This is a genomic window from Polynucleobacter sp. 80A-SIGWE, assembly GCF_018882295.1.
Taxonomy (GTDB): domain Bacteria; phylum Pseudomonadota; class Gammaproteobacteria; order Burkholderiales; family Burkholderiaceae; genus Polynucleobacter.
On record NZ_JACVOR010000001.1, the window covers coordinates 560,973 to 582,464 of the forward strand.

Below are 21,492 nucleotides of genomic sequence, written 5' to 3' on the forward strand. Positions count from 1 at the left end.
CCCTAAGAGCCCAATATTGGCTATTTCGCCAGAAAGATCCGGCTGTCTAGCTATGACCTAGCTAGGATTTAGTCCATAAATGGACCCCAGGACGGCTGACGAACATCAGACCCTGGAATGCTTAATACCTGCTTGGAATTTCCATCCACCGATACCGCTGCCAAGACCCGTTTGCCACCCACTTTGGTGGAATACAGGACATAACGACCGTTTGCCGCAAACGACGGGGACTCATCGGTAGTGCCATCGGTGAGCGCTTGGGAATCGCCAGTAGCCAGATTGAGGATATACAGACGGAATGCACCGCCAATGTTGGCGATATAAGCCAAATACTTACCATCCGGTGAAATACGTGGTGAGGTCACAAAACCTTGTTTGTAAGTAATGCGCTTTGCACCTTCGACTTGCTCGCCTTCAGCACTCATGCGATAAATCTGGGGATTGCCGCCGCGATCACTCGTGAAATAGATATAACGACCATCTGCGGAGTATTGGGGCTCAGTGTCAATGGTGTAGCCGCGGGTAATGCGCTGCAAACCTGTGCCATCAGCATTGATAGTGTAGATCTGGGTATTGCCATCCTTAGAAAGAGAGATTGCCAATTTCTTGCCATCAGGTGACCAGGCTGGCGCGCTGTTATTTCCCTTTTGATTTGAGAGGGAAATGCGGCGACCAGTTGCTAGTTCGTGAACGTAAATGACAGGTTTGCGATCTTCAAAAGAAACGTAAGCTACTTTTTTGCCATCAGGCGACCATGATGGAGAGATGATTGGCTCGCCGCTATTCATGGCATTGCGAATATTCTGACCATCCGCATCCGAGATCACGAGGCGATAGCGTTTACCTTCTTTGATAACGTAGGAGAGGCGGGTTGAGAAGATACCGCGCTCGCCTAGCAGTTTGAAGATGATGTCATCAGCAATTTTGTGGGCTGCTGCGCGTAAATTATCGGCGCTGGAATTAAGATTCAAGCCGCCAAGACTTTCAGATTTACGAATATCGAAAAGCTTGTAACGAATCTCAAACTGACCTGTGCCAGTTTGCACTACAGAACCAACAGCTAAAGCATCTGCACCGCGAGCTGCCCAAGATTTGTAATTTGGTGCGCCCTCATCACTCTCACTGGCATTGCCGTTCTCGGTATTTTTAAAATAACCACTGCGTGCTAAGTCTTGGCGAATAATGTCAGTCACACTAGTCGGCAGTTTGTTCTCATCCTTAAAGCGCATTACTGCGATGGGATAGAGAGACTGTCCTACGCCAGTAATTTGAATATTCATTTGCGCTAGCGCAGAAGTGCTCAGGCCAGTCATGGCAAGCATCACTACGAATACTGATGCCAACAATGAAGAGCCTTGTTTATAGGCAATACGTTTAGCTACTTGCAACATGCTTTAGTCCTTGGGTTTAAAGGTCAGCTTAACTTCTCTTTGAGGAATTTTGCCATTGTCATCTTTTGGCAGGCTTTCTGCGCGAGTCAGTGCGAGTAGGACTGCACGATCCCAGCCGGCATTGCCGCTAGAGGTGACAAGCTCTGTACTTAAGATGGCACCATCCGGTGCTAGATTGACTTTAACAACTGCCGCTGGATTGCCGCTGATAGATTCTGGATTAAACACGATGAGCGGTTTTACTTTCTTCACCACTTTATCTGTCCAGCCAGGAGGCGCATTACCGCCACCGCCAACGCCGCTCCCACTAGCACCACCGCTACCGCCTTCGGCGCCAGCTGCTGCACGTAAGCGCGCCAACTGATCTGCACGCACTTTTTCAGCTGCGGCATTTGCTTTGGTGTCTGCAGGAGTCGCCGCTTTAGGCGCTTCCACTTTTTTGGCGGGTTCCGTCTTTTTAGGCTTCTCTTTTTCCTTCTCCTTGGGCGGAGTCGGTTTTACTGGCTTCGGAGTTTCCTTCACTACTTCTTTTTTAGGCGGCTCTTTCTCCACCGGCTTTTTCTTGATTGCGATGTCGGCGGCTTCTTCCTTCATCTCGGTTTTCACTTCAGGTTCCACCGGTGCTTCAACTTGTTGACTAGCATCCCAGAGCTCAACCTCAACACCGGAGGGTGTGGAGTTATTCCAGCTAATGCCGATGACTAAGAACGCAAGTAAACCTAAGTGCGCAGCCAGTGAAAAACTAAAAGCACGTTTAGTGCTTTCGTTTTTAGTTGGGCGTCCTCGAGTAAAGGTCGAGTGAAAAGTTTGCGCGCTATTCATGTATGCAATACAAAAAGGCTTATTGGCTCTTCACGGCAAGGCCGACGCGTTTCACGCCATTTTCTTTGAGCTTAGACATCACTTCCATCACAACTTCATATTTGATGGATTTGTCTGCAGCGAGTACTACGGGTTGTTCAGCAGACTTTTCTGCCTGTGAACGCGCAAATGCACCAAGCTCAAATTTATTTAATGTTTGAACAGGATCACCATCTTTACGAACAATGACATTCTCATTGGCATCGATCGTTAAAAAGACGGGCGGCAAAGATTGCACTTTTGCGCCACCCACTGTTGGCAAATTGACCACGCCAGGATTGACCATAGGCGCTGTCACCATAAAGATGACGAGGAGCACCAACATCACATCAATGTAGGGAACCACATTGATGTCAGCCATTGCCCGACGCTTTGAAGATTTTCTGAGTGAGCCGGCCATGCTTATTTGCCTGAAGCTTGACGTTGCAAGATGTTGGTGAATTCTTCAATGAAGGTTTCAAAACGAATTGCTAAGCGATCCACATCTGTAGCGGCACGGTTATAGGCAACCACCGCAGGGATAGCGGCAAACAAACCAATAGCGGTTGCGATCAGTGCTTCGGCGATACCAGGGGCTACGGCAGACAAGGTTGCGTTCTGGACGTTAGCTAAGCCACGAAAGGAGTGCATGATCCCCCAAACGGTGCCAAAGAGGCCGATATAAGGTGAGACTGAGCCTACGGAGGCTAAGAAGGGTAGATTGGCTTCCAGCATGTCCATTTCGCGCTGGTAGGTGGCTTTCATGGCACGGCGGGCAGCGTCGATTTCACGGACTTTCATGAACTCCTGCATGCCAGCTTCAAAGATGTGTTCTAAAACGGCATCACTACGGGTATTGCGCTGGGCTGCCTCTAAAAGGGTATTGAGGTCGCCTCCAGACCAAAAATCCCGCTCAAAACGCTCGGTATCTTGTCTTACGCCCCGCAAAATGGCGGTTTTCTTAAAAATGATGGTCCAAGAGGCTACAGACATACTGAGTAATAACAACATTACTAACTGGACTAATAGGCTGGCATTAAGGACTAGGGAGAGGAATGAGAGGTCTTGTGTGGTGTTCATGGTGGATTTTGTATGATGTAGGTTGATTTTACTAAGTTAATTCACTCAGCAATACAACTTCATCAGGATTATGACCATGTTTGACCGCCAAAACACCTTAGCCAAAACCGACCCAGAATTATGGGCAGCGATTCAGAATGAGAATAAGCGTCAAGAAGACCATATTGAGCTGATCGCTTCTGAGAACTACACCTCACCAGCAGTGATGCAGGCACAGGGCTCTCAGTTGACCAATAAGTACGCTGAAGGCTATCCAGGCAAGCGTTACTACGGTGGTTGTGAGTTCGTCGACGTCGCTGAGCAATTGGCGATTGATCGTGTGAAGGCTTTGTTTGGTGCTGAAGCAGCGAACGTTCAGCCGCATTGTGGAGCGTCTGCTAACCAGGCAGTGTTCTTGGCTTTCTTGAAGCCGGGCGACACATTCATGGGTATGAGCTTGGCTGAAGGCGGTCACTTGACCCACGGTATGGCCCTAAATATGAGTGGCAAGTGGTTTAACCCAATTGCTTATGGCTTAGATAAAAATGAAGAAATTGATTACGAGCAGATGGAGCGTTTGGCTCGTGAGCACAAACCAAAACTGATTATTGCTGGCGCCTCTGCGTATTCCAAAAAGATTGATTTCGAGCGCATCGGTAAATTAGCAAAAGAAGTGGGCGCGATTTTCATGGTGGATATGGCCCACTATGCGGGTTTAATTGCTGCTGGCGTATATCCAAACCCAGTGCCACACGCTGACATTGTTACTTCTACTACTCATAAGAGTTTGCGCGGCCCACGTGGCGGCATCATTTTGATGAAGGCAGAGCACGAGAAAGCAATCAACTCCGCAGTATTCCCAGGCCTACAAGGTGGCCCTTTGATGCACGTGATTGCTGGTAAGGCTGCAGCGTTTAAAGAGGCGCAAGAGCCTAGCTTTATTGATTATCAAAAACAGGTAGTTGCTAATGCAAAAGCTTTGGCAGAGACATTGATCGAGCGCGGTCTGCGTATCGTATCTGGCGGCACAGATTCTCATGTGATGTTGGTGGACTTACGTGCCAAGAAAATGACTGGTAAAGAGGCTGAGCGCGTATTGGGTGAAGCACACATTACTTGCAACAAGAACGGTATTCCAAATGACCCAGAAAAACCAATGGTAACTAGTGGTATTCGTTTGGGTTCACCAGCAATGACTACTCGTGGCTTCAAAGAAGCAGAAGCACGTCAAGTTGGTAATTTCATTGCAGACGTTTTGGATAACCCAAATGATGCTGACAATATCGCTAAGGTTCGTGCGCAAGTTGCTGAGCTCACGAAGCGTTTCCCGGTTTACGGCTAAGCCTAGTTTAAAGAAAGCACTCATTGCGCTGCCCCTTCTGTCATAACGACGATACCCAGGTTCTAGATACCCGGGTATCGGACGAGGGCGATACGATTCGTCGTCGTCGTCGTTGCGCCAAATGCGATAAACGATTTACGACTTACGAGCGCGTAGAGCTGGTGTTACCAGCAATTGTTAAGAAGAACGGTAGCCGTGTTGAATACAGTCACGAGAAGTTGGTCAGCTCAGTTAAGTTAGCCTTACGCAAGCGCCCAGTCTCCTCTGACTCCGTTGATGAATCGATTGCACGTATTGAAGAGAAGTTACTCAGCCTGGGTGAAAAAGAAATCCCAAGTGAGCGCGTTGGTGAACTCGTGATGCGTGAGCTCAAACGCTTAGATAAAGTTGCTTACATTCGCTTTGCATCTGTCTATCGGAGCTTTGCGGATATCGAATCTTTTGAGAGCGCGTTGAAAGAATTGAAATAAGAAAAGCTTCAATACTCAGTTAATTAAATAGATTAAAGAAATAAAAAAGGACTGCAATGCAGTCCTTTTTACTTTTGCAGAAAGAAATTATTTCAGTACTGCAAAAATAGAAGCGGTAATGTCATCAACACTGCCAGTGCCGCTGACCTTGCGATAGGCCGGAGCCATTACTTTGTCAGCTGCGTTGCTTTGTGTTGCCCAAGTGGAGTAGTACTCCACTAGCGGACGAGTCTGATCGTTGTATACCTGCAAGCGCTTGCGAACGGTTTCTTCTTTATCGTCATCACGCTGAATCAAGGCTTCACCAGTGACATCATCTTTACCTTCCACTTTTGGTGGGTTGAAGGTGACGTGATAAGTGCGACCTGAGGCTGGGTGAACGCGACGACCACTCATGCGATCAATGATGGCATCAAACGGTACATCGATTTCGAGAACGTAGTCGATTGGCACGCCAGCATCTTTCATGGCTTGCGCTTGGGGAATAGTTCTTGGGAAGCCGTCAAACAAATAACCTTTGCTGCAATCAGGTTGAGTTAAACGATCTTTTACCAAACCAATAATGATGTCATCGGAAACAAGGCCGCCGGCATCCATAATTTTTTTAGCAGCAATGCCAAGTTCAGTTCCAGCTTTAACGGCAGCGCGCAACATGTCGCCTGTCGAGATTTGTGGAATAGCAAATTTTTCGCAAATGAACTGAGCTTGTGTTCCTTTGCCAGCACCTGGTGCACCGAGCAGAATCAACCGCATTGTTTTCCCCTTAGAAGACCCTCATTGTCCCGTATTTTTTCGAGATCCTTTGTAACTAATTCCTAGGATTATCCCCGAGAACCTCGGGGCAACCAGATTCTGGGTTAGTTGGCCAAGATGCGGCGTACCCGCTCAAGGTCTTCAGCTGTATCAACCCCGGCTGGCGGGGCTTCGCTGGCGGTATGGACGGCAATACGGTAGCCATTCCAGAGGGCGCGAAGCTGCTCTAGAGCCTCAGCTTGCTCAGGTGGCGCTGGCTCAAGGCGGGTGTACGCCTGCAGAAAGTCAGCCCGGTAGGCGTAGATGCCTAAATGGCGTAAATGGGTAACAGTCGGACCAGAGTCTGGATCCCGCAAAAATGGAATAGTGGCTCTAGAGAAGTAGAGGGCCTCATTTGAGCGATTGAGAACTACTTTGACTACATTGGGATTGCTAATTTCTGCGGCATCAACAATAGGCACTGCCACCGTCGAAATCGCACACGCGGCATTGTCGGCCAAAGTTTGGGCAACCTGATTGATTAATTCTGGGGGAATAAGTGGTTCATCGCCTTGCACATTGACTACCAAAGTATCTGCTGGAAGTTTTAATAGCTGAGCTACTTCCGCAATCCGGTCTGTGCCAGTTGGATGATCTGCGCTAGTTAACAAGCACTCGATACGATGTTCATCACAAGCCGCCTGAATTTCTGGCGAGTCAGTTGCAACCACAACGCTTTGAGCATTTGATTGCTGCGCACGCTCAGCCACACGAATTACCATGGGCTTGCCGCCAATATCAGCTAGCGGCTTACGAGGTAAGCGAGTGGATCCCAGTCTTGCTGGAATCACCACTAAAAATTCGGGAGGCTTCATGCTCATGAACCGGATATCACCTGATCAATACTTAATTGATTTCATCAGCAGAAAGACTGCGGGCTTCATCAACGATCATGACGGGAATGTCATTTCGAATGGGGTAAGCCAAACGATCCGCTTTGCAGATGAGCTCATGTTTTTCTGCATCCAAATGCAAAGTGCTTTTGCACAAAGGGCAGACCAAAATTTCTAATAAGCGCTTGTCCATATTTGATCTTTACTATTTCTTATAAGGTGTATTGATTTGGATCGGGTCTTTGCAAAATCGATTGCAACCATTCTGCCAATGTATTTGAAATCTCTAAACTCATCGGAACTACCCAAATGCGTTCATCTTGTATTGAGGTGCATTTTACGGCATCCTTTTCCGTAATCAGGATGCACTCAGCATGGATGGCAGAGAAAAATTCCGGGGTGTAGCTGGCGTGATCTGCCAAACCAATGCCTTTACCTGCAATTCCCTGCTTCAGTAAGTCATTAAAAAAGCGTTGTGGATTACCAATTGCAGCGACAGCGGTAATCTTGTTTGGAAGATAGGTATCTGCAATGGAAGATAGGGATTGTGTATTGCTGGGATTATTTAATTGATAGGGTGTGCCTAGTTGACTGCTTAGCGTGAAAGCGCGTCGCCCTAAAAAATATTCATCAATGTGATTGGAGGGCGATATAGCCCCAGTCATTAAAGTGGCATCTCTCTCTCGCAGTGCGGGTTCGCGTAAAGGGCCAGCAGGCAGCAAGAAGCCATTACCTTCGCCTCGTTGATCACGCACTACAAATTCAATATCACGACCACCTTCGCGAGCAGGCCAACGTAGCAGGCTTCGATGCTGTAAGCCGTCGTCACTAATGATGACGTTCACCGAGGAATCCTGTGTTAGCAAAGACTGAATGCTCAGGGTTCGTTTGGGGTGGACCCAAATCGGAAACTGATTGTCTGTCCGCTTGGCAATCAAGACAGGCTCATCACCAACTTCTGCTGGATTGGAATCACTTTTTACTTGGCTGGGTGCGCTTAATGCAGATGCGCCATAACCCCTACTAATAATTCCAGGCTTCCAACCCATGCGTGCGAGTTGCTCAGCTAAGGCAATGACGATCGGAGTTTTACCAGTCCCACCAACGCGGATATTGCCAACAATGATGATTGGCACTGACGCTGGTTTGCGTCTCCCTAAGTTCAAATCATTTGCCAAATCTAAGACTTCATTTACCCAACCGTAAATCTTAGATAAAGGCCAGAGGATGAGACTAGTTGGCCCACGCCTTTCCCAAAACCGGGGAGCCTTATTTAAGAAAGAAGATTTTTTTGGCGATGACATTAAAGGCGACTTGTTTTGCTCAATGCTTCTAGTGTGTTGGATTATTTCTTGGTAGTTTGACTGCTAAATACGATATTAGCTAGGTTGGCATCACGCGCTGCCTCTAAAGCGCTCATAACTGCCTGGTGAGGGGCTTTGGCATCCGCATCAATATTGACTTGGATGGTATTGTCTTTGTTAAGTGCATTGAGGCTATTACTCAGCTGGCTACGGTCAGTCACTTTGCCGTTAATCGCAAAGCGTCCATCTCGACTGACTGCAATATGAATTTGCTTCACCTCCGACTGACTTGCTGCGCCATTGGCAGTCGGCAGGGTGATGGCTAACTCTTGGTAGCGGGTAAATGTAGTGGAGATCATCAGAAAGATCAGTACTACTAACAGCACATCAATAAAGGGAATGAGGTTGATCTCAGGCTCTACCGAAGCTGTGTGCATTCCTAATGAAAATTGGCCTCGATGTTGGAGTTTATTTTCTAGCCAACTCATTTTGTATCCGCAGAATGTGGATAGAGTTTTTTAAATAATTGACGAGTAAATTCTTCACACTCATGTTGGCGTTGATTGGCCATCGCACGCAGACCGCGCCATGCGGCCAAAGCAGGAATGGCAATTAGTAAACCAAAAGCTGTGTTGTACAGAGCAATAGAGATGCCATGCGCTAATTGTTGAGGGCTGCCGACACCTTGACTGCCAAAGATTTCAATCATGCCGACAACAGTGCCAAAGAGTCCTAAGAGGGGTGCAATGGTCGCAATGGTTGCCAAGACGCCAAGATAACGCTCTAGCTTTAGCCAAGTTGATTGAGCGCTGGCCTGTAATTCTTCTAGGGCGGAGTCTGCAGAGCTGCCAGAGGCTTTTTCATGAAGGATGCAGGCAAAGAGGCTGCCTACAGGAGAAAGTTGGCTGAGAGCGCTAATTTCGGGTTCTGAGACTGTTTTTTTCTGGGAAATGTCGTTGGCTAGGCCAAATACCGTTTCCAGGCTATCTTTCGGGAATATGTGAATTTGGCGCAAATACCAAGCGCGCTCAATGACAATAGCGAGACCAATTATGGAGATGAGAAGTAGGGGCCAGATAGGCCAACCAGCAGACAGTAAGATTGAGTACATAAGCTCAGTACTTTAGCTGAATTAAAAATGGGTTTTCACAAAGGCATTCTGTGGATAACTCTGTGCAAAACTTTTCAGAAAATGTGTTGTAAGTCCTTGATTGATGGTGAAGACAGTCTATTTTGTAGGATTTAGTCTAAGATAGAGCTTAATAATTCATGATATAAATCAATAGGTTGCAGATTATCTGTTGGTTTTATGAGACGTTTTGGGTCAGTAATCACTTACTTATAAGGCTTAGACTAAGGGCGTATAAGCTTCTGTGGATATTTATTGGCCGCAAGACCTAATGCTTGTGTAGAAAAAGAGAAAAAATGTCCGAAATATCAAGGGAAATCCTCAGTGTTGGCGATCTAAACCGCGCCATTGCTAGCTCTTTGGAGGAGCGCTTCGATACCGTTTGGGTGAGCGGGGAGATTTCCAATTTCAAGGCATATGATAGTGGCCACTGGTATTTCTCCTTAAAGGATGAAGAGGGGCAGATTCGCTGCGTGATGTTCCGCGGCCGCAATGGACAAGTCGGATTTATGCCTCAATCTGGAGATTTGGTGGAAGTTGCTGCCAATCTTGGTTTTTATGTTCCGCGTGGGGACATTCAGCTGACAGTGCAAAGCATGCGCCGTGCTGGCATGGGTGGTCTATATGAAGCCTTTTTAAAGCTGAAAGCGAAACTCGCCAAAGAGGGCTTATTTGATGCTGAGAATAAGCGCACCATTCCAAGTCATCCGAGAGCAATTGGCATTGTTACTTCACCGCAAGCGGCAGCTCTAAAGGATGTCTTAAGTACGCTTGCAAGAAGAGCGCCGCATATACCGATTGTGATTTACCCAACATTGGTCCAAGGACCTGATGCGCCCGCTGGAATTATTTCCTCACTCAAGGCTGCTGAAAAAGAAAATGCTGTTGATGTGATTTTGTTGGTACGTGGTGGTGGCAGTATTGAAGACCTTTGGGCATTTAATGATGAGCAACTTGCTTACGCAATTGCACAATCACCCATCCCAATCGTGAGTGGGGTTGGGCATGAGACTGATGTCACGATCGCCGACTTTGTTGCTGACTTGCGTGCACCCACTCCTACGGGCGCAGCAGAATTAGCGGCACCACGACGCGATCAAATGTTGCAAGAGTTAGATGCCATCATGCAAGCATTACTGCAAAGAGTTAGTCAGCGAGTAGAGCGCGAAGCACAAACCTTGGATCAACTAGCCTTGCGTCTCAGCCATGCTTTGCCTAATCCCGATCGCATGCGTGAGCAAATTGGTGGTTGGCAGAAGCGACTGAATCAAGCATGGTTGGTTAGGGTTGGGAACTGGAAACGTGACCAAGGCCACTTCCAGTCGCAACTTGAAATGCTCAACCCACAAAGAACTTTAGAGCGGGGCTATGCGGTCATCCTGAGTAAGGAAGAGCACGCGATGCATGCGGTGCGTAATCCAAATGAGCTCAATACAGAGAATGCGTTTCAGGTGCGCTTGGCTGAAGGCCAAGTAGAGGTTGAGTTTGCTAAGGTTGAATTGCCGAAATAAAGCTACAGAATATTTGGCTCAATCTCAAGTTGTACGCCGAACTTACTTAATACGTCTTCTTGAATATTTTTTGCTAAACCGAGGATATCTGTCGATGTCCCGTCACCATGATTCACTAGTACTAGCGCTTGTTTTTCATAAACGCCAACAGGGCCAATGCGCTTGCCCTTAAAGCCGCATTGATCGATGAGCCAGCCTGCGGCTAGTTTGCGCATGCCAGGAGTATCGGGATAAGAAACCAGGTTCGGAAATTTCTGAATCAATTGCTCGCATTGTTCGGTGCTGACAATCGGGTTCTGGAAAAAACTCCCAGCATTGCCAATGACCTTAGGGTCTGGCAATTTCTTAGACCGGATAGCGCACACCGCATCAAAAATTTGCTTTGCATTTGGACTGGAGTTTGGCTCAGAAAATTGTTTTGCTAGATCGGCGTAGTGCAATCGTGCCTGCCAAAATTTGGGGATTTTAAATACGACCTTTGTCACGATAAATCGATTGGGATGTTGCTTGAAGTAGCTATCGCGATAAGCAAACTGGCATGCCTCTTGCGGGAGAGTGACAAAGGCATGGGCCGCAGAATCAAATGCCTCGATGCTGTCGATATATTCCCCGACTTCAACGCCGTATGCCCCAATGTTCTGAATCGGTGCTGCGCCAACTGTTCCCGGAATTAAGGCAAGGTTTTCCAGGCCTAGCAAGTTTTTCTCCAGAGTCCAGGAAACCAATTCATGCCAATTAACGCCAGCACCTACTGAGAGCCAGGTATTGCTGTCATCCGATTTAATAAGCTCTTGACCGAGAATATTAATGAGCAGTGTTGCTCCAGGCAAAGACTCCGGAAGAATCACATTGCTTCCGCCGCCTAATACACGCCAACCAAGTTTTTTATCCCCAAGCTCTTTCATGAGGGTTGGTAGCTGATCCGCGGATGTGATCTCGTATGCCAATTCCGCCGTGGAATCTAGGCCAAAGCTATTCCGGTGCTTGAGTCCCAGATTGGGGGTCAATTTTGCTGGATTGGGCGCATTTTTTGCGAAGTTCATGCCACAATCTTATTCGTGTTCGAGTTTCTGTTCGTAATTTATGAAAAAACTTGAAAAGTAACAATGCAATGATTGAATTTGCAGAATTGATTACCCAGATTATTTAAGGAGTTTGAGATGCCCTCATTTGACGTAGTGTGTGAGCCCGACATGATTGAGTTGAAAAACGCAATCGAGCAATCCAATAAAGAAATTACCAATCGTTTTGATTTCAAAGGCTCCGATAGCCGAGTGGAGCAAAAGGATGAGACTTTGATCTTGTTTGGTGATGACGACTTTAAGTTGGGTCAGGTTCGTGATGTTCTCTACGGCAAGATGGCTAAACGTAATGTGGACGTTCGCTACCTCAAAGACGACAAAAAAGAGACTATTGGTAGCGATAAGCGCAAGCAAACCATGAAGATCCAAAAGGGGATTACTTCAGAGTTGGCTAAAAAAGTAGTACGTATCATCAAAGACAGCAAGATCAAAGTGCAAGCCAGTATTCAGGGTGATGCTGTACGTGTAACAGGTACAAAGCGCGATGATTTGCAAGAGACTATGGCATTGCTTAAGAAAGAAGTCAGCGAGGCTCCATTAGGCTTTAACAACTTCCGTGACTAATGTAGTTGTGCCAGCAATCCACCCGGCAAGCCAAGAGGCCATTGAGCGCTTCTGTGATGCTTGTTGGTTGGAGGATGGCTTGGCGCAAAATAGTTTGTCTGCCTACCGCCGAGATCTATTGCTCTTGGCTCAGTGGCTTCAAAAAGATTCGGGCACCGATCTCTATGGTGTCACTGAAAAAGATCTCACTGCATATATTGCGCATCGCCGGGCTGATAAGGCAACTACCGCTAATCGTCGGCTAACTGTATTCAAACGCTTTTATCGTCATGCTCTGCGCATGAACTTAGTTAAAAGTGACCCCTGCATTGGTTTGCGTGCGGCTAAGCAAGCGTTGCGTTTCCCGAAGACATTGAGTGAAGATCAGATCACTGCTTTACTCAATGCTCCTGATGTGGAGACTACGCTTGGATTGCGTGATCGCACTATGTTGGAATTGATGTACGCCAGCGGCTTGCGTGTCTCTGAAATCGTTTCCTTAAAGACAGTTGCCTTGGGATTAAACGAAGGTGTTATTAGGGTGGTCAATGGTAAAGGCGGTAAAGAGCGATTAGTGCCATTTGGCGGTGAAGCTGGTCAGTGGTTGCGTCGCTATTTGGCTGATGCCAGAACGCCATTGCTGGAAGGTAAGACTTCGGATGCGGTATTTGTTGGGCGTCATACAGGAACTGGTTTAACTCGCCAGGCGTTTTGGGCCTTGATCAAGCGCTACGCCACGATTGCCAATATCCCGGTTGCCTTATCTCCACATACCTTACGTCATGCTTTTGCTACGCATTTACTTAACCATGGGGCTGATTTAAGGGTGGTGCAGCTCCTGTTGGGCCATGCTGATATCTCAACTACCCAGATTTATACCCACGTCGCTAGAGAGCGCCTGAAGTCAATCCATCAGCAACACCATCCTAGAGGCACATAAAGCTTGCCTATCTAAGCAATCATCAAGAATGTAATAAGTGTTTAAGATATCCCTATGAATTTAACTTTAGATCTTTTGCTGATTCCAGTTGCCTATCTGATTGGATCCATCTCTTTTGCGGTAGTAGTTAGTAAGTGCATGCGTTTGCCTGATCCCCATTCCTATGGTTCTGGCAATCCAGGTGCTACCAATGTTCTTAGAACTGGTAACAAGCTTGCAGCTGTACTGACTTTGATTGGTGATGCCTTAAAGGGCTATCTTGCAGTCATGTTGGCGAGAGTATTGCTCGGCGATGAATCTTTGACATCAACACTCAATTCTTGGTTGTTATGTGGAGTCGTCATCGCCGTATTCTTGGGACACTTATTTCCAATCTTCCATGGCTTTAAAGGCGGCAAGGGTGTTGCTACTGCCTGCGGAATTTTGTTTGGTATTAATTGGATTTTAGGTGCAGCAACCTTAGGTACCTGGATCATTGTGGCGATGTTTATGCGCTACTCATCCCTAGCAGCTTTAGCAGCTGCTGTTTTTGGCCCGGTCTATTTTGTTTTCTTGTTTGGTTTCCAGCCTATGAGTATTGCTTTGCTGGTTGTATGCTTTCTACTAATTTGGCGTCATCGCAGTAATATCCAAAATCTCATGAATGGTACTGAATCACGCATCGGTTCAAAGAAAAAAGGTCAATCATGACTATTGCTTATTGGTGTGTGCTGTTTATGGGATTGTTTCCCTATATGGCAGCAGGTATCGCTAAAAAAGGTTTTGAGGGTTATGACAATGCTGCACCACGTCAGTGGTTAGCAAAGCAGACAGGATTTCGGGCGCGTGCCAATGCAGCGCAAGCCAACCTTTTTGAATCTCTTCCATTCTTTTTCGCTGCCGTGATCATTGCATCAATAGCCAATGCACCGCAAGCTAGAGTTGATCTGCTGGCAATTGGATTTGTTGTGGCGCGCATTGCCTATCTTGTTTGCTATGTAGTTAATTGGCCAACTACTCGTTCTATTGTGTGGCTGACCGGTTTAGCTTGCGTGGTAGCAATCTTCTTCCAGATTTAAAAGAAACAAAAGTAATTTACAAAATTCATCGAGACAATAAATAGATATGCCGACTAAAAAAACTCCTACAAAGACAGCTAGCAAAGCCCCTGCTAAAAAAGTGACGAGCGCAGCACCCGCAAAGAAAACCACTAAGAAAGCCACTCCAAAAAAGAGTGATGCTGGTACGCCATTATCTGTGGTGATTCGTCGCCGTATTGAGGCTCAGAAAGCACGCTTCCATGCAAATGACAATATCTCTAAATTCATTCAGCCGGGTGAGTTAGAAGGCTTGGTGGATGAGGTTGCTGAAAAGATGCAGGCTGTTTTAGAAAGTTTGGTAATTGACACTGAGAGTGATCACAACACCAAAAATACTAGCCAACGTGTGGCAAAGATGTTTGTTAAAGAAGTGTTCAGTGGGCGTTATATCGAACAACCAACACTGACAAAATTCCCCAACGTTAGTCGCTTAAATGAGTTGATGATCATTGGCCCTATTACTGTTCGCAGTGCATGCTCACATCACCTTTGCCCAATCATGGGTCGTATTTGGATTGGGGTATTACCAAGCAAAGAATCTGCTCTCATTGGTTTGTCAAAGTACTCACGCTTAACGGAATGGGTCATGTGTCGCCCACAGATTCAGGAAGAAGCAGTAGTGGAGTTGGCAGATATGCTGGAGAAAAAAATTAAACCGATTGGTGTTGCAATCGTGATGGATGCAGATCACTTCTGCATGCAATGGCGCGGTGTAAAAGATCGTGATTCGAAGATGGTGAATAGCGTGATGCGTGGCGCTTTCCTGAAGGACTCTAATTTGCGTAGAGAGTTTTTATCGCTGTTAGATAAAAGATAAGTAGTAAGAGATAAAAAATTCATAATGACAGCAGAAGAGATCAGGGGTTTGAGTTGATCCAAGCTTTACCGAAGCTCCTGGCCATCTCTTTAATGACCGCTACTTTGTGTGCATGCTCCTTGTACCCTGACGTCAATAGCGATCCGGCCAAAAATAATAAAGCGACCTTTCAGCAGGATGCGCTTGATTGTGCTCAGTCTTACCCTGAGTCAGGTTCTGGCGTGCATGTTAAGCAGCGAATTGGTTGCATGAACATCAAAGGCTGGCATTAATCCTCGAACCCATTCTGCAGAGCCTTGGATGTAATGCAACATTTTCTTCTTTGAGAATAATTCTCAACAAAATATTCATTCAAATCAGTTACTTAGATTAGCTATAGTCGACTAATTTGTTCTGCTCTATGATCTACACAGATGCAAGCTTTGTTCTATCTCACCCTCTGGAGTTCATATGAAAAATAGTCGTCGCCAATTTATGATTTTGTCCGCTGCTGGTGCCTGCACCTTGGCTTTGAACGGTAAAGTTCAAGCTCAAGCAATGGTTGCTGAAACTGATCCACAAGCTGCTGCATTGGGTTATAAGGCAGATGCTTCTAAGGTAGATAAAGCTAAGTACGCTAAATATGCTGCTGGTCAACAGTGCGATAACTGCGCCCTTTACCAAGGTAAAGCCGGTTCTGCTGCCGGTGGTTGCTCACTGTTTGCTGGTAAGCAAGTTGCTGGCAAAGGCTGGTGTTCTGCTTATGCTAAGAAGGCTTAATACTTAAAGCTTCATTAGATGTAAGAAGTTAAGTTTTATCTAAAGGCCGCTTAAAATAAGCGGCCTTTTTTATTCCCCGGCCAGCTCTTGCGGTCAGCAACTAGAAACCCTCCAAGCGGAGACGAAGATAATGAGCAAATGAGAAACGCCCCGATCCAACGCATTCTAAATAAGCTCAAGCGCCACTCCTTTTACTTAGGGGGTGACCAGCCTCACGTAGCTTGGGTAGAGCGAATTCGATCTGTTTTTGGGGCTCTTATTGGTTTGATGTTAGTGCTTACTATCGCCAAGTACCTTGGTGAGCTTAGTGGACTTGATGAGTGGCTCATGGCCTCTCTAGGTGCAAGCGCCTTATTGGTTTTTGCCTTGCCGCAGAGTCCAATGGCCCAACCTTGGGCGGTTATCGCTGGAAATACCCTTTCCGCATTGGTTGGGATTACCGTAATTCATCTAAGCAATGGGCCTCTTTTGGCAATGCCACTAGCCACTAGTCTATCTATCTTGGGTATGTTTATTTTGCGTTGTCTGCATCCACCAGCCGCAGCGGTGGCTATGATTGTGGTCCTGGGTCATGTCATGCATTACCGCTATGCATTCTTTCCGGTAATGGTGGATTCGGCCTTATTGGTCATGGCTGGGGCGGTTTACAGTAATTTAACCGGTAAACGCTACCCCAATAGACCAAATTAATCCTTTAAAAACAATAATTTGTAATTATTTTTGCTTAGTAGCGGCGATAGAGGCGATGCAATTCTTTAATGCCTTAGTTGTGATATTTGCCTGCATTTTCTTTTTTCAGGGATTGAGCGCACTCGATGACTGAGTTGCGAACGTTGATTTTCGGGATATTTCCAGCTGACAAGATGACTCCAATATTTTTAGTTATAGATCCAGTATTCAAATACACTTTTTGAAAGCCATGCTGGGTTCAAGGGGTGATTTATAACTATCACTTTCCTGCTTTGATGCTAATAAATTCTTTAAATCTATGTAAATCCCAATAAAGCTAAATTGTGTTCATAAACCCTTTAAAATCATCACTTATTCGCGAAAAGCATACAAAAAGCATAAGGGTTTTACTCACCACCACATGACCAACGCCAGATCTACCATTTCGGTTATTCCAGTCATTCTATGTGGCGGCTCTGGAACGCGTCTTTGGCCTTTATCACGTTCAGGGTTCCCAAAGCAGTTTTTAGTGCTTTCAAGTGATGACTCTGATCAGAGTTTGTTTCAACAAGCAATCCAACGTATCAATGCTATTGGCGAGCACCTGGGTGGAGCTAAAGACGCCTCTATTGAATTGGGTTCTACGCTGATCGTTACCAATGAAGAGCATCGCTTTTTAGCGCTAGACCAATTGCGAGAGTTAAAAGACATTCATGCGACTTTATTGCTGGAGCCAGTGGGCCGTAATACGGCGCCCGCTTTAACTTTGGCAGCTTTTCAGGCGAAAGACGCTGGTGAGATTGACCCTATTTTGGCGATCACTCCGGCCGATCAAACTATTCAAAACCAAGCAGCGTTTGTTAAGGCATTGCAGGATTGCGTTGCCCTTGTGAATGCGGACGACAGTAAGCAAACGATTGCCATCTTGGGAATTACGCCCACTGCACCAGAAATAGGTTATGGCTATATCAAGCGCAATGCTTCACAAGGCAGTCATGGTGAATACGCTGTAGAGCGCTTTGTAGAAAAGCCGGATGCTCAAACAGCTCAAGCGTATTTAGCCGATGGAAGCTATCTGTGGAATAGCGGCATGTTTGTAATGCGTGCGAGCACTTGGCTATCTGCATTAAAAGAATTTCGTCCGGATATCTTTGGCGCTACAGAAACCGCTTGGATTGCAAGAGTAGTGGATCAGGTAGGCGCCGCAGAAGTCAAGGCGAGTTTTGTTCGTCCCGATAAAGAAATCTTTAAAACTATCCCAGGTGAATCCATTGACTACGCCGTCATTGAAAAATGCTCAGAATCAAAAAATTTCAATGTAAAGATGGTTGAGCTCAATGCCGGATGGAATGATCTAGGCGCTTGGGGTGCCGTGTGGCAAGTTGGCCAGCAAGATGAAAATGGCAACGTCACCAGTGGTGATGCTATTACTAGTAATTCTAGAAACTCACTAATTCATTCAAGCAGTAGGTTGGTTAGTGCAGTGGGTGTCGACAACCTCATCATTGTTGAAACCGCCGATGCGGTCTTGGTTGTTGATAGAAAAAATAGTCAAGACGTTAAACACATCGTGAATCAGCTCGAAGCTCAAAAGCGCGAAGAGAAAAATCTGCACCGCAAAGTAGCAAGACCTTGGGGTTGGTATGACAGTGTTGATGAAGGCGAGCGCTTTAAAGTAAAACGTATCCAAGTAAAACCTGGCGCAAGCCTCTCATTACAAATGCACCATCACCGCGCAGAGCATTGGATTGTTGTTAAAGGTGTTGCAGAGATTACTAATGGTGATCAAGTGATCACCCTGACAGAAAATCAAAGTACTTACATTCCTCAAGGCCAAACCCATCGTTTGGCAAACCCTGGCAATGCCCCGTTGGAGATCATTGAGGTGCAGTCGGGCAGCTATTTGGGTGAAGATGATATTGTGCGCTTTGAGGACAGCTATGGCAGGAGCTCTCAATGACATTCCCAAAAGCCTCAGTCATTCTCCTGACCTATAACCAAGAGCAATTTGTTGAAGAGGCTTTTCTTAGTCTTTTAAATCAAGATATGGATGATCTTGAAATTGTTGTGAGTGATGATTGTTCTAGTGATGCCACTTGGGAAAGAATTCAGGCGCTTGCTGATAGTTATCAGGGGTCAAAAAAGATTATTCTTTTTCATAATGCTGAAAATATTGGGATTGTTAACAACTATTTTGCAGCTGTAAAACAATCCACCGGTGAATTAATATTTACTGCCGCTGGTGACGACGTTTCATTGCCAGAGCGCTGCTCAAAATCCATTCAGTTCTGGCTTGATCATGAAAAGAAATATGATTTAGTTGCTGCCGATGCTTTTGATATGGGCCATGACGGAACGATTTTAGGTTCAAAGAAGAACGACGATTTGGGGGGTTGGACGATTGAGAAGTGGTTCGAGAGGCGTCCTTTTTTCTTTGGGGCTAGTCATATGGTGACAAGAAAATTGGTGGAGTTGGCACCACTAGATGGTCGCCTTTCATATGAAGATCAGTGTTTGGTATTTAGGGCGATTTTGACGGGTGGCGCTATTCGACTTCCAGTAAGCTTAGTTTGTCATCGCCGAGGTGGGTTTAGTCAGCAGGGTGTTAGATTCCAGTTGGGCCATAGAAGGGCTCAAATGATTCTGGATTCAGCCAGAGGGATTGTGGAGTTAGAGCAGTTCTTGAGTGATGCGACCATATTTGGAAAGCGGTCTTTGGCTGAAGGTTTAATTTCCAAAAAGATAGCTTATTTGCACTCCGTCTTAAATCTCTTTAGATGCGCTAGTATTTTTGATTTTATGGGCGGTCGGTTTGGGTTTAAGCGTTCACTTAAACCTAGTGCCCGCTCAAGTTAAACCCAAAATATCATCACTGCGTGAATGAGCTCGGGGATAAGGGCGGTGATTCTAATTATTATCATGAGATAATCCATTAAAATCCAGGCAAATTATTTCCTGGCTAAATTACAGAAATTCAGATGAATCAAAATCGTTCCAATTTCGTTGAAAATGAGGTCCGCAGAGATGGGGTGGAAATTTCTCTCATCGATATCCTGTGCTTTCTCAAGGGCACCTATAAAATAATATTGACTCTCGGTGCGACTGGATTAGTCATTGCTACGGCATACCTAGCGGTGACCCCAAAACAATACGAGGCAGTCGCCCAAATCGCCATGGCACAAGTTGGCGCCACTAACAGCGGTAATAATAGTCCTCTGGGCATCAATATCGAGGAGCCACCCCTCCTGATTTCCCGTCTCTCCTCGCCTGCGAGCTTCCCTTCCATGGTGCTAGGCATCTGTGGGGTAGACGAGGGACCCAATTCAGCTGCAATGCTATCCAAATCCATTAAATTGATGTCTCCCAAGGGTGTCGCCAACGTTATTGAGCTCAAGACCTTTGGTAAGTCGCCAGAAGCAGCCTCTTCCTGTGCGCAGGCCATCTTTGAACTCATCAAAGCTACCCAAGCGCAAATTGTCGCTCCCTACATTGCCGATGCAAAAATGAGGTTGGACGATGACATCGAACGCTTATCCAAGGCTAAGGAGTTAGTCGCCAAGGCAGATAAGTTAGGATCAACCGCGGGAGTGTCTTACCTGCTGACTAGAGACGAGATCCGATTCCTCTTGGATGAGATCGCAGTGCTTAAGAATGTAGTGATTGGCAACCAGATTAGGGTTACGCGCTTAATTGCCCCGATCTATGCCAGCGACACACCAACCGCACCCAAAAAATGGTTGGCGTTAGTTGCTGGACTATTCGGTGGCCTCTTTTTAGGATTAATACTGGCTTTAGCATGCAAGTCGTGGATTAAGCTCAAGGCAGACGGGCAAGAACAACGGCGGTGAGCATGGTGGCGCGAGATCTGGCATTAGCAGCCTTAATCAGAAATTAAATATTCTTGTTGAAATCTAAGATTCATCTTTGATAATGACCGAAAAATTGCTAGAAAAAAAACGCCTAAAAGGGGGTTCATTAAGTGGAACCTATTTTTGTGTTGATGGGGCTGGGACAGCATTTGTGCGCAAAGAAGTCTCACTGAAAGATAACCGTGAATATGGTTTTCAGCGGTGGTACTCTCAGCTAAAGAGGCTTCAGCGATATAGTCAGCAATTTCCAGGGCTTTTCCCAGGGGTAATTAAATTTGGCCGAGATGGTGATTTAGCTTATTTCGATATTGAGTATATTGGGGGCTCCATAACTGCCCATGATTACCTCTTGGAACATCCCCCCCAAAAAGATATTGAAAAAATGCTTTCGGTGTTACTTGACTCAATGGGTCGAATGCATTCCATTCAGTTTCCATCTACATCAGCCGCTATGGATTTGTATGTTTATGAGGAGATGGAACAAAAAATAGGAGCTTGTCTTGGGAACTCCCGGTTTCAGAAATTAATAGCACAACGGGACATCACTTTTAATGGCAAGCGGGTTACGGGAATATATTGGGCTATTGACGAATTTAAGAGATGCATAAAACAGTCTTACATAAACCCTGTTGAATGTTTTACGCACGGAAATATAACGCTTGAAAACGTACTATATCAGCCGGATGAAAAGTTAATTACACTCATAGATCCTTATGAGGAAAATATTATTGACTCAAAACTGGCGGAGTACTCACAAATTCTTCAATCTTCTAATAGTTATTATGAGATTTACAACGCTACAACACCATCAGTTTCAGATTCTAATGTGGAAGCATATATAGAAATACCTCCTGGCATAAGCTGCTTCAATAAATTGTTTTTTAAGCACCTTGAGGCTGAATGCACTAAAGAAGAGTTAAGGGTGGTGCGCCTTTTTGAGATTTCTCAGTATGTTCGGATGTTACCTTTCAAGATGGAAATTGATGAGGATAAGATGGAGCTGTTTTATTGTCTTGCCTCTTATTTATTTAGCGACTTATTGGATACTTTTAGCGGTTAATTT

At 45.9% G+C, this 21,492-nt stretch carries 26 protein-coding genes; 15 read left to right on the plus strand and 11 right to left on the minus strand.

What is annotated here, in order from left to right; translation table 11 throughout:
- Positions 1-68: 68 nt before the first annotated feature.
- The 4 genes from tolB to tolQ all read right to left on the minus strand — a co-directional run bounded on the left by tolB (position 69) and on the right by tolQ (position 3,311).
- Positions 69-1,322 carry a Tol-Pal system beta propeller repeat protein TolB gene (gene tolB, locus ICN25_RS02965; protein ID WP_216179561.1) on the minus strand — a complete coding sequence of 418 codons (1,254 nt, stop codon included), beginning with the start codon at positions 1,320-1,322 and terminating at the stop codon, positions 69-71.
- Positions 1,323-1,394: 72 nt separating this feature from the next.
- Positions 1,395-2,213, minus strand: a complete 819-nt coding sequence (locus ICN25_RS02970) for a cell envelope integrity protein TolA (RefSeq protein WP_216178910.1) — start codon at positions 2,211-2,213, stop codon at positions 1,395-1,397.
- Positions 2,214-2,232: 19 nt separating this feature from the next.
- A complete protein-coding gene (locus ICN25_RS02975) occupies positions 2,233-2,652 on the minus strand; it encodes an ExbD/TolR family protein (RefSeq protein ID WP_015420456.1) in 420 nt (139 codons plus the stop codon).
- A gap of 2 nt (positions 2,653-2,654) precedes the next feature.
- Positions 2,655-3,311: a protein TolQ gene (gene tolQ / locus ICN25_RS02980; protein WP_216178911.1), complete on the minus strand. Its 657-nt coding sequence runs from the start codon at positions 3,309-3,311 to the stop codon at positions 2,655-2,657.
- A gap of 76 nt (positions 3,312-3,387) precedes the next feature.
- Here tolQ and glyA point away from each other — a divergent pair, with 76 nt between their 5' ends.
- Entirely contained in the window at positions 3,388-4,632 is a 1,245-nt protein-coding gene (gene glyA / locus ICN25_RS02985; RefSeq protein WP_216178912.1) for a serine hydroxymethyltransferase, read from the plus strand.
- A 23-nt stretch (positions 4,633-4,655) separates the two neighbouring features.
- Positions 4,656-5,102, plus strand: coding sequence for a transcriptional regulator NrdR (gene nrdR / locus ICN25_RS02990; protein ID WP_046329561.1), 447 nt, complete (start codon positions 4,656-4,658; stop codon positions 5,100-5,102).
- Positions 5,103-5,189: 87 nt separating this feature from the next.
- On the opposite strand, the gene adk is transcribed toward nrdR, so the two are convergent.
- The 6 genes from adk to ICN25_RS03020 all read right to left on the minus strand — a co-directional run bounded on the left by adk (position 5,190) and on the right by ICN25_RS03020 (position 9,142).
- Complete coding sequence (gene adk, locus ICN25_RS02995) at positions 5,190-5,855, minus strand: adenylate kinase (RefSeq protein ID WP_216178913.1); 666 nt, start codon at positions 5,853-5,855, stop codon at positions 5,190-5,192.
- 104 nt (positions 5,856-5,959) lie between these two features.
- Positions 5,960-6,709: a 3-deoxy-manno-octulosonate cytidylyltransferase gene (gene kdsB, locus ICN25_RS03000; RefSeq protein WP_216179563.1), complete on the minus strand. Its 750-nt coding sequence runs from the start codon at positions 6,707-6,709 to the stop codon at positions 5,960-5,962.
- A 31-nt stretch (positions 6,710-6,740) separates the two neighbouring features.
- Complete coding sequence (locus ICN25_RS03005) at positions 6,741-6,920, minus strand: Trm112 family protein (RefSeq protein ID WP_216178914.1); 180 nt, start codon at positions 6,918-6,920, stop codon at positions 6,741-6,743.
- A 19-nt stretch (positions 6,921-6,939) separates the two neighbouring features.
- Positions 6,940-8,031 carry a tetraacyldisaccharide 4'-kinase gene (gene lpxK, locus ICN25_RS03010; protein ID WP_216178915.1) on the minus strand — a complete coding sequence of 364 codons (1,092 nt, stop codon included), beginning with the start codon at positions 8,029-8,031 and terminating at the stop codon, positions 6,940-6,942.
- 41 nt (positions 8,032-8,072) lie between these two features.
- Positions 8,073-8,468 (minus strand): biopolymer transporter ExbD, encoded by a 396-nt coding sequence (locus ICN25_RS03015; RefSeq protein WP_255536653.1) that lies wholly within the window; start codon positions 8,466-8,468, stop codon positions 8,073-8,075.
- Positions 8,469-8,515: 47 nt separating this feature from the next.
- Positions 8,516-9,142, minus strand: a complete 627-nt coding sequence (locus ICN25_RS03020; protein WP_216178917.1) for a MotA/TolQ/ExbB proton channel family protein — start codon at positions 9,140-9,142, stop codon at positions 8,516-8,518.
- A gap of 314 nt (positions 9,143-9,456) precedes the next feature.
- On the opposite strand from ICN25_RS03020, the gene xseA reads away from it, so the two are divergent.
- Complete coding sequence (gene xseA / locus ICN25_RS03025; protein WP_216178918.1) at positions 9,457-10,671, plus strand: exodeoxyribonuclease VII large subunit; 1,215 nt, start codon at positions 9,457-9,459, stop codon at positions 10,669-10,671.
- Positions 10,672-10,673: 2 nt separating this feature from the next.
- Here the strand turns inward: xseA and murB are convergent, their stop codons facing one another.
- A complete protein-coding gene (murB, locus tag ICN25_RS03030; protein ID WP_216178919.1) occupies positions 10,674-11,714 on the minus strand; it encodes a UDP-N-acetylmuramate dehydrogenase in 1,041 nt (346 codons plus the stop codon).
- A gap of 117 nt (positions 11,715-11,831) precedes the next feature.
- Here murB and ICN25_RS03035 point away from each other — a divergent pair, with 117 nt between their 5' ends.
- The 12 genes from ICN25_RS03035 to ICN25_RS03090 all read left to right on the plus strand — a co-directional run bounded on the left by ICN25_RS03035 (position 11,832) and on the right by ICN25_RS03090 (position 21,489).
- Positions 11,832-12,317: a YajQ family cyclic di-GMP-binding protein gene (locus tag ICN25_RS03035; protein WP_215305825.1), complete on the plus strand. Its 486-nt coding sequence runs from the start codon at positions 11,832-11,834 to the stop codon at positions 12,315-12,317.
- On the plus strand, positions 12,310-13,236 hold the full coding sequence (gene xerD, locus ICN25_RS03040; RefSeq protein ID WP_216178920.1) for a site-specific tyrosine recombinase XerD: 927 nt from the start codon (positions 12,310-12,312) through the stop codon (positions 13,234-13,236). The genes ICN25_RS03035 and xerD overlap by 8 nt, the downstream gene beginning before the upstream one ends.
- 54 nt (positions 13,237-13,290) lie before the next feature.
- Positions 13,291-13,926 (plus strand): glycerol-3-phosphate 1-O-acyltransferase PlsY, encoded by a 636-nt coding sequence (plsY, locus tag ICN25_RS03045; RefSeq protein ID WP_216178921.1) that lies wholly within the window; start codon positions 13,291-13,293, stop codon positions 13,924-13,926.
- Positions 13,923-14,294 (plus strand): MAPEG family protein, encoded by a 372-nt coding sequence (locus tag ICN25_RS03050; RefSeq protein WP_216178922.1) that lies wholly within the window; start codon positions 13,923-13,925, stop codon positions 14,292-14,294. The genes plsY and ICN25_RS03050 overlap by 4 nt, the downstream gene beginning before the upstream one ends.
- A 46-nt stretch (positions 14,295-14,340) precedes the next feature.
- Positions 14,341-15,132 (plus strand): GTP cyclohydrolase I, encoded by a 792-nt coding sequence (gene folE / locus ICN25_RS03055; RefSeq protein ID WP_216178923.1) that lies wholly within the window; start codon positions 14,341-14,343, stop codon positions 15,130-15,132.
- 53 nt (positions 15,133-15,185) lie between these two features.
- Complete coding sequence (locus ICN25_RS03060) at positions 15,186-15,404, plus strand: hypothetical protein (protein WP_216178924.1); 219 nt, start codon at positions 15,186-15,188, stop codon at positions 15,402-15,404.
- 178 nt (positions 15,405-15,582) lie between these two features.
- A complete protein-coding gene (locus ICN25_RS03065; protein ID WP_215392080.1) occupies positions 15,583-15,891 on the plus strand; it encodes a high-potential iron-sulfur protein in 309 nt (102 codons plus the stop codon).
- 138 nt (positions 15,892-16,029) lie between these two features.
- Positions 16,030-16,581, plus strand: coding sequence for an HPP family protein (locus ICN25_RS03070; RefSeq protein WP_216862855.1), 552 nt, complete (start codon positions 16,030-16,032; stop codon positions 16,579-16,581).
- Between the two features lie 400 nt (positions 16,582-16,981).
- Complete coding sequence (locus ICN25_RS03075) at positions 16,982-18,520, plus strand: mannose-1-phosphate guanylyltransferase/mannose-6-phosphate isomerase (RefSeq protein WP_216178925.1); 1,539 nt, start codon at positions 16,982-16,984, stop codon at positions 18,518-18,520.
- Positions 18,517-19,416, plus strand: a complete 900-nt coding sequence (locus ICN25_RS03080) for a glycosyltransferase (protein ID WP_216178926.1) — start codon at positions 18,517-18,519, stop codon at positions 19,414-19,416. Before ICN25_RS03075 ends, ICN25_RS03080 begins: the two co-directional genes overlap by 4 nt.
- A 122-nt stretch (positions 19,417-19,538) precedes the next feature.
- On the plus strand, positions 19,539-20,408 hold the full coding sequence (locus ICN25_RS03085) for a Wzz/FepE/Etk N-terminal domain-containing protein (protein ID WP_255536654.1): 870 nt from the start codon (positions 19,539-19,541) through the stop codon (positions 20,406-20,408).
- A gap of 82 nt (positions 20,409-20,490) precedes the next feature.
- Positions 20,491-21,489 carry a phosphotransferase gene (locus ICN25_RS03090; RefSeq protein ID WP_216178928.1) on the plus strand — a complete coding sequence of 333 codons (999 nt, stop codon included), beginning with the start codon at positions 20,491-20,493 and terminating at the stop codon, positions 21,487-21,489.
- Positions 21,490-21,492: the final 3 nt, after the last annotated feature.

Coding starts and splice junctions, on each gene's coding strand:
- tolB (WP_216179561.1), bottom strand. CDS start 1,322: ATGCTTGCCATGACTGGCCTGAGCACTTCTGCGCTAGCGCAAATGAAT.
- ICN25_RS02970 (WP_216178910.1), bottom strand. CDS start 2,213: ATGAATAGCGCGCAAACTTTTCACTCGACCTTTACTCGAGGACGCCCA.
- ICN25_RS02975 (WP_015420456.1), bottom strand. CDS start 2,652: ATGGCCGGCTCACTCAGAAAATCTTCAAAGCGTCGGGCAATGGCTGAC.
- tolQ (WP_216178911.1), bottom strand. CDS start 3,311: ATGAACACCACACAAGACCTCTCATTCCTCTCCCTAGTCCTTAATGCC.
- glyA (WP_216178912.1), top strand. CDS start 3,388: ATGTTTGACCGCCAAAACACCTTAGCCAAAACCGACCCAGAATTATGG.
- adk (WP_216178913.1), bottom strand. CDS start 5,855: ATGCGGTTGATTCTGCTCGGTGCACCAGGTGCTGGCAAAGGAACACAA.
- kdsB (WP_216179563.1), bottom strand. CDS start 6,709: ATGAAGCCTCCCGAATTTTTAGTGGTGATTCCAGCAAGACTGGGATCC.
- ICN25_RS03005 (WP_216178914.1), bottom strand. CDS start 6,920: ATGGACAAGCGCTTATTAGAAATTTTGGTCTGCCCTTTGTGCAAAAGC.
- lpxK (WP_216178915.1), bottom strand. CDS start 8,031: ATGTCATCGCCAAAAAAATCTTCTTTCTTAAATAAGGCTCCCCGGTTT.
- ICN25_RS03015 (WP_255536653.1), bottom strand. CDS start 8,468: ATGCACACAGCTTCGGTAGAGCCTGAGATCAACCTCATTCCCTTTATT.
- ICN25_RS03020 (WP_216178917.1), bottom strand. CDS start 9,142: ATGTACTCAATCTTACTGTCTGCTGGTTGGCCTATCTGGCCCCTACTT.
- xseA (WP_216178918.1), top strand. CDS start 9,457: ATGTCCGAAATATCAAGGGAAATCCTCAGTGTTGGCGATCTAAACCGC.
- murB (WP_216178919.1), bottom strand. CDS start 11,714: ATGAACTTCGCAAAAAATGCGCCCAATCCAGCAAAATTGACCCCCAAT.
- ICN25_RS03035 (WP_215305825.1), top strand. CDS start 11,832: ATGCCCTCATTTGACGTAGTGTGTGAGCCCGACATGATTGAGTTGAAA.
- plsY (WP_216178921.1), top strand. CDS start 13,291: ATGAATTTAACTTTAGATCTTTTGCTGATTCCAGTTGCCTATCTGATT.
- ICN25_RS03050 (WP_216178922.1), top strand. CDS start 13,923: ATGACTATTGCTTATTGGTGTGTGCTGTTTATGGGATTGTTTCCCTAT.
- folE (WP_216178923.1), top strand. CDS start 14,341: ATGCCGACTAAAAAAACTCCTACAAAGACAGCTAGCAAAGCCCCTGCT.
- ICN25_RS03065 (WP_215392080.1), top strand. CDS start 15,583: ATGAAAAATAGTCGTCGCCAATTTATGATTTTGTCCGCTGCTGGTGCC.
- ICN25_RS03070 (WP_216862855.1), top strand. CDS start 16,030: ATGAGAAACGCCCCGATCCAACGCATTCTAAATAAGCTCAAGCGCCAC.
- ICN25_RS03075 (WP_216178925.1), top strand. CDS start 16,982: ATGACCAACGCCAGATCTACCATTTCGGTTATTCCAGTCATTCTATGT.
- ICN25_RS03080 (WP_216178926.1), top strand. CDS start 18,517: ATGACATTCCCAAAAGCCTCAGTCATTCTCCTGACCTATAACCAAGAG.
- ICN25_RS03085 (WP_255536654.1), top strand. CDS start 19,539: ATGAATCAAAATCGTTCCAATTTCGTTGAAAATGAGGTCCGCAGAGAT.
- ICN25_RS03090 (WP_216178928.1), top strand. CDS start 20,491: ATGACCGAAAAATTGCTAGAAAAAAAACGCCTAAAAGGGGGTTCATTA.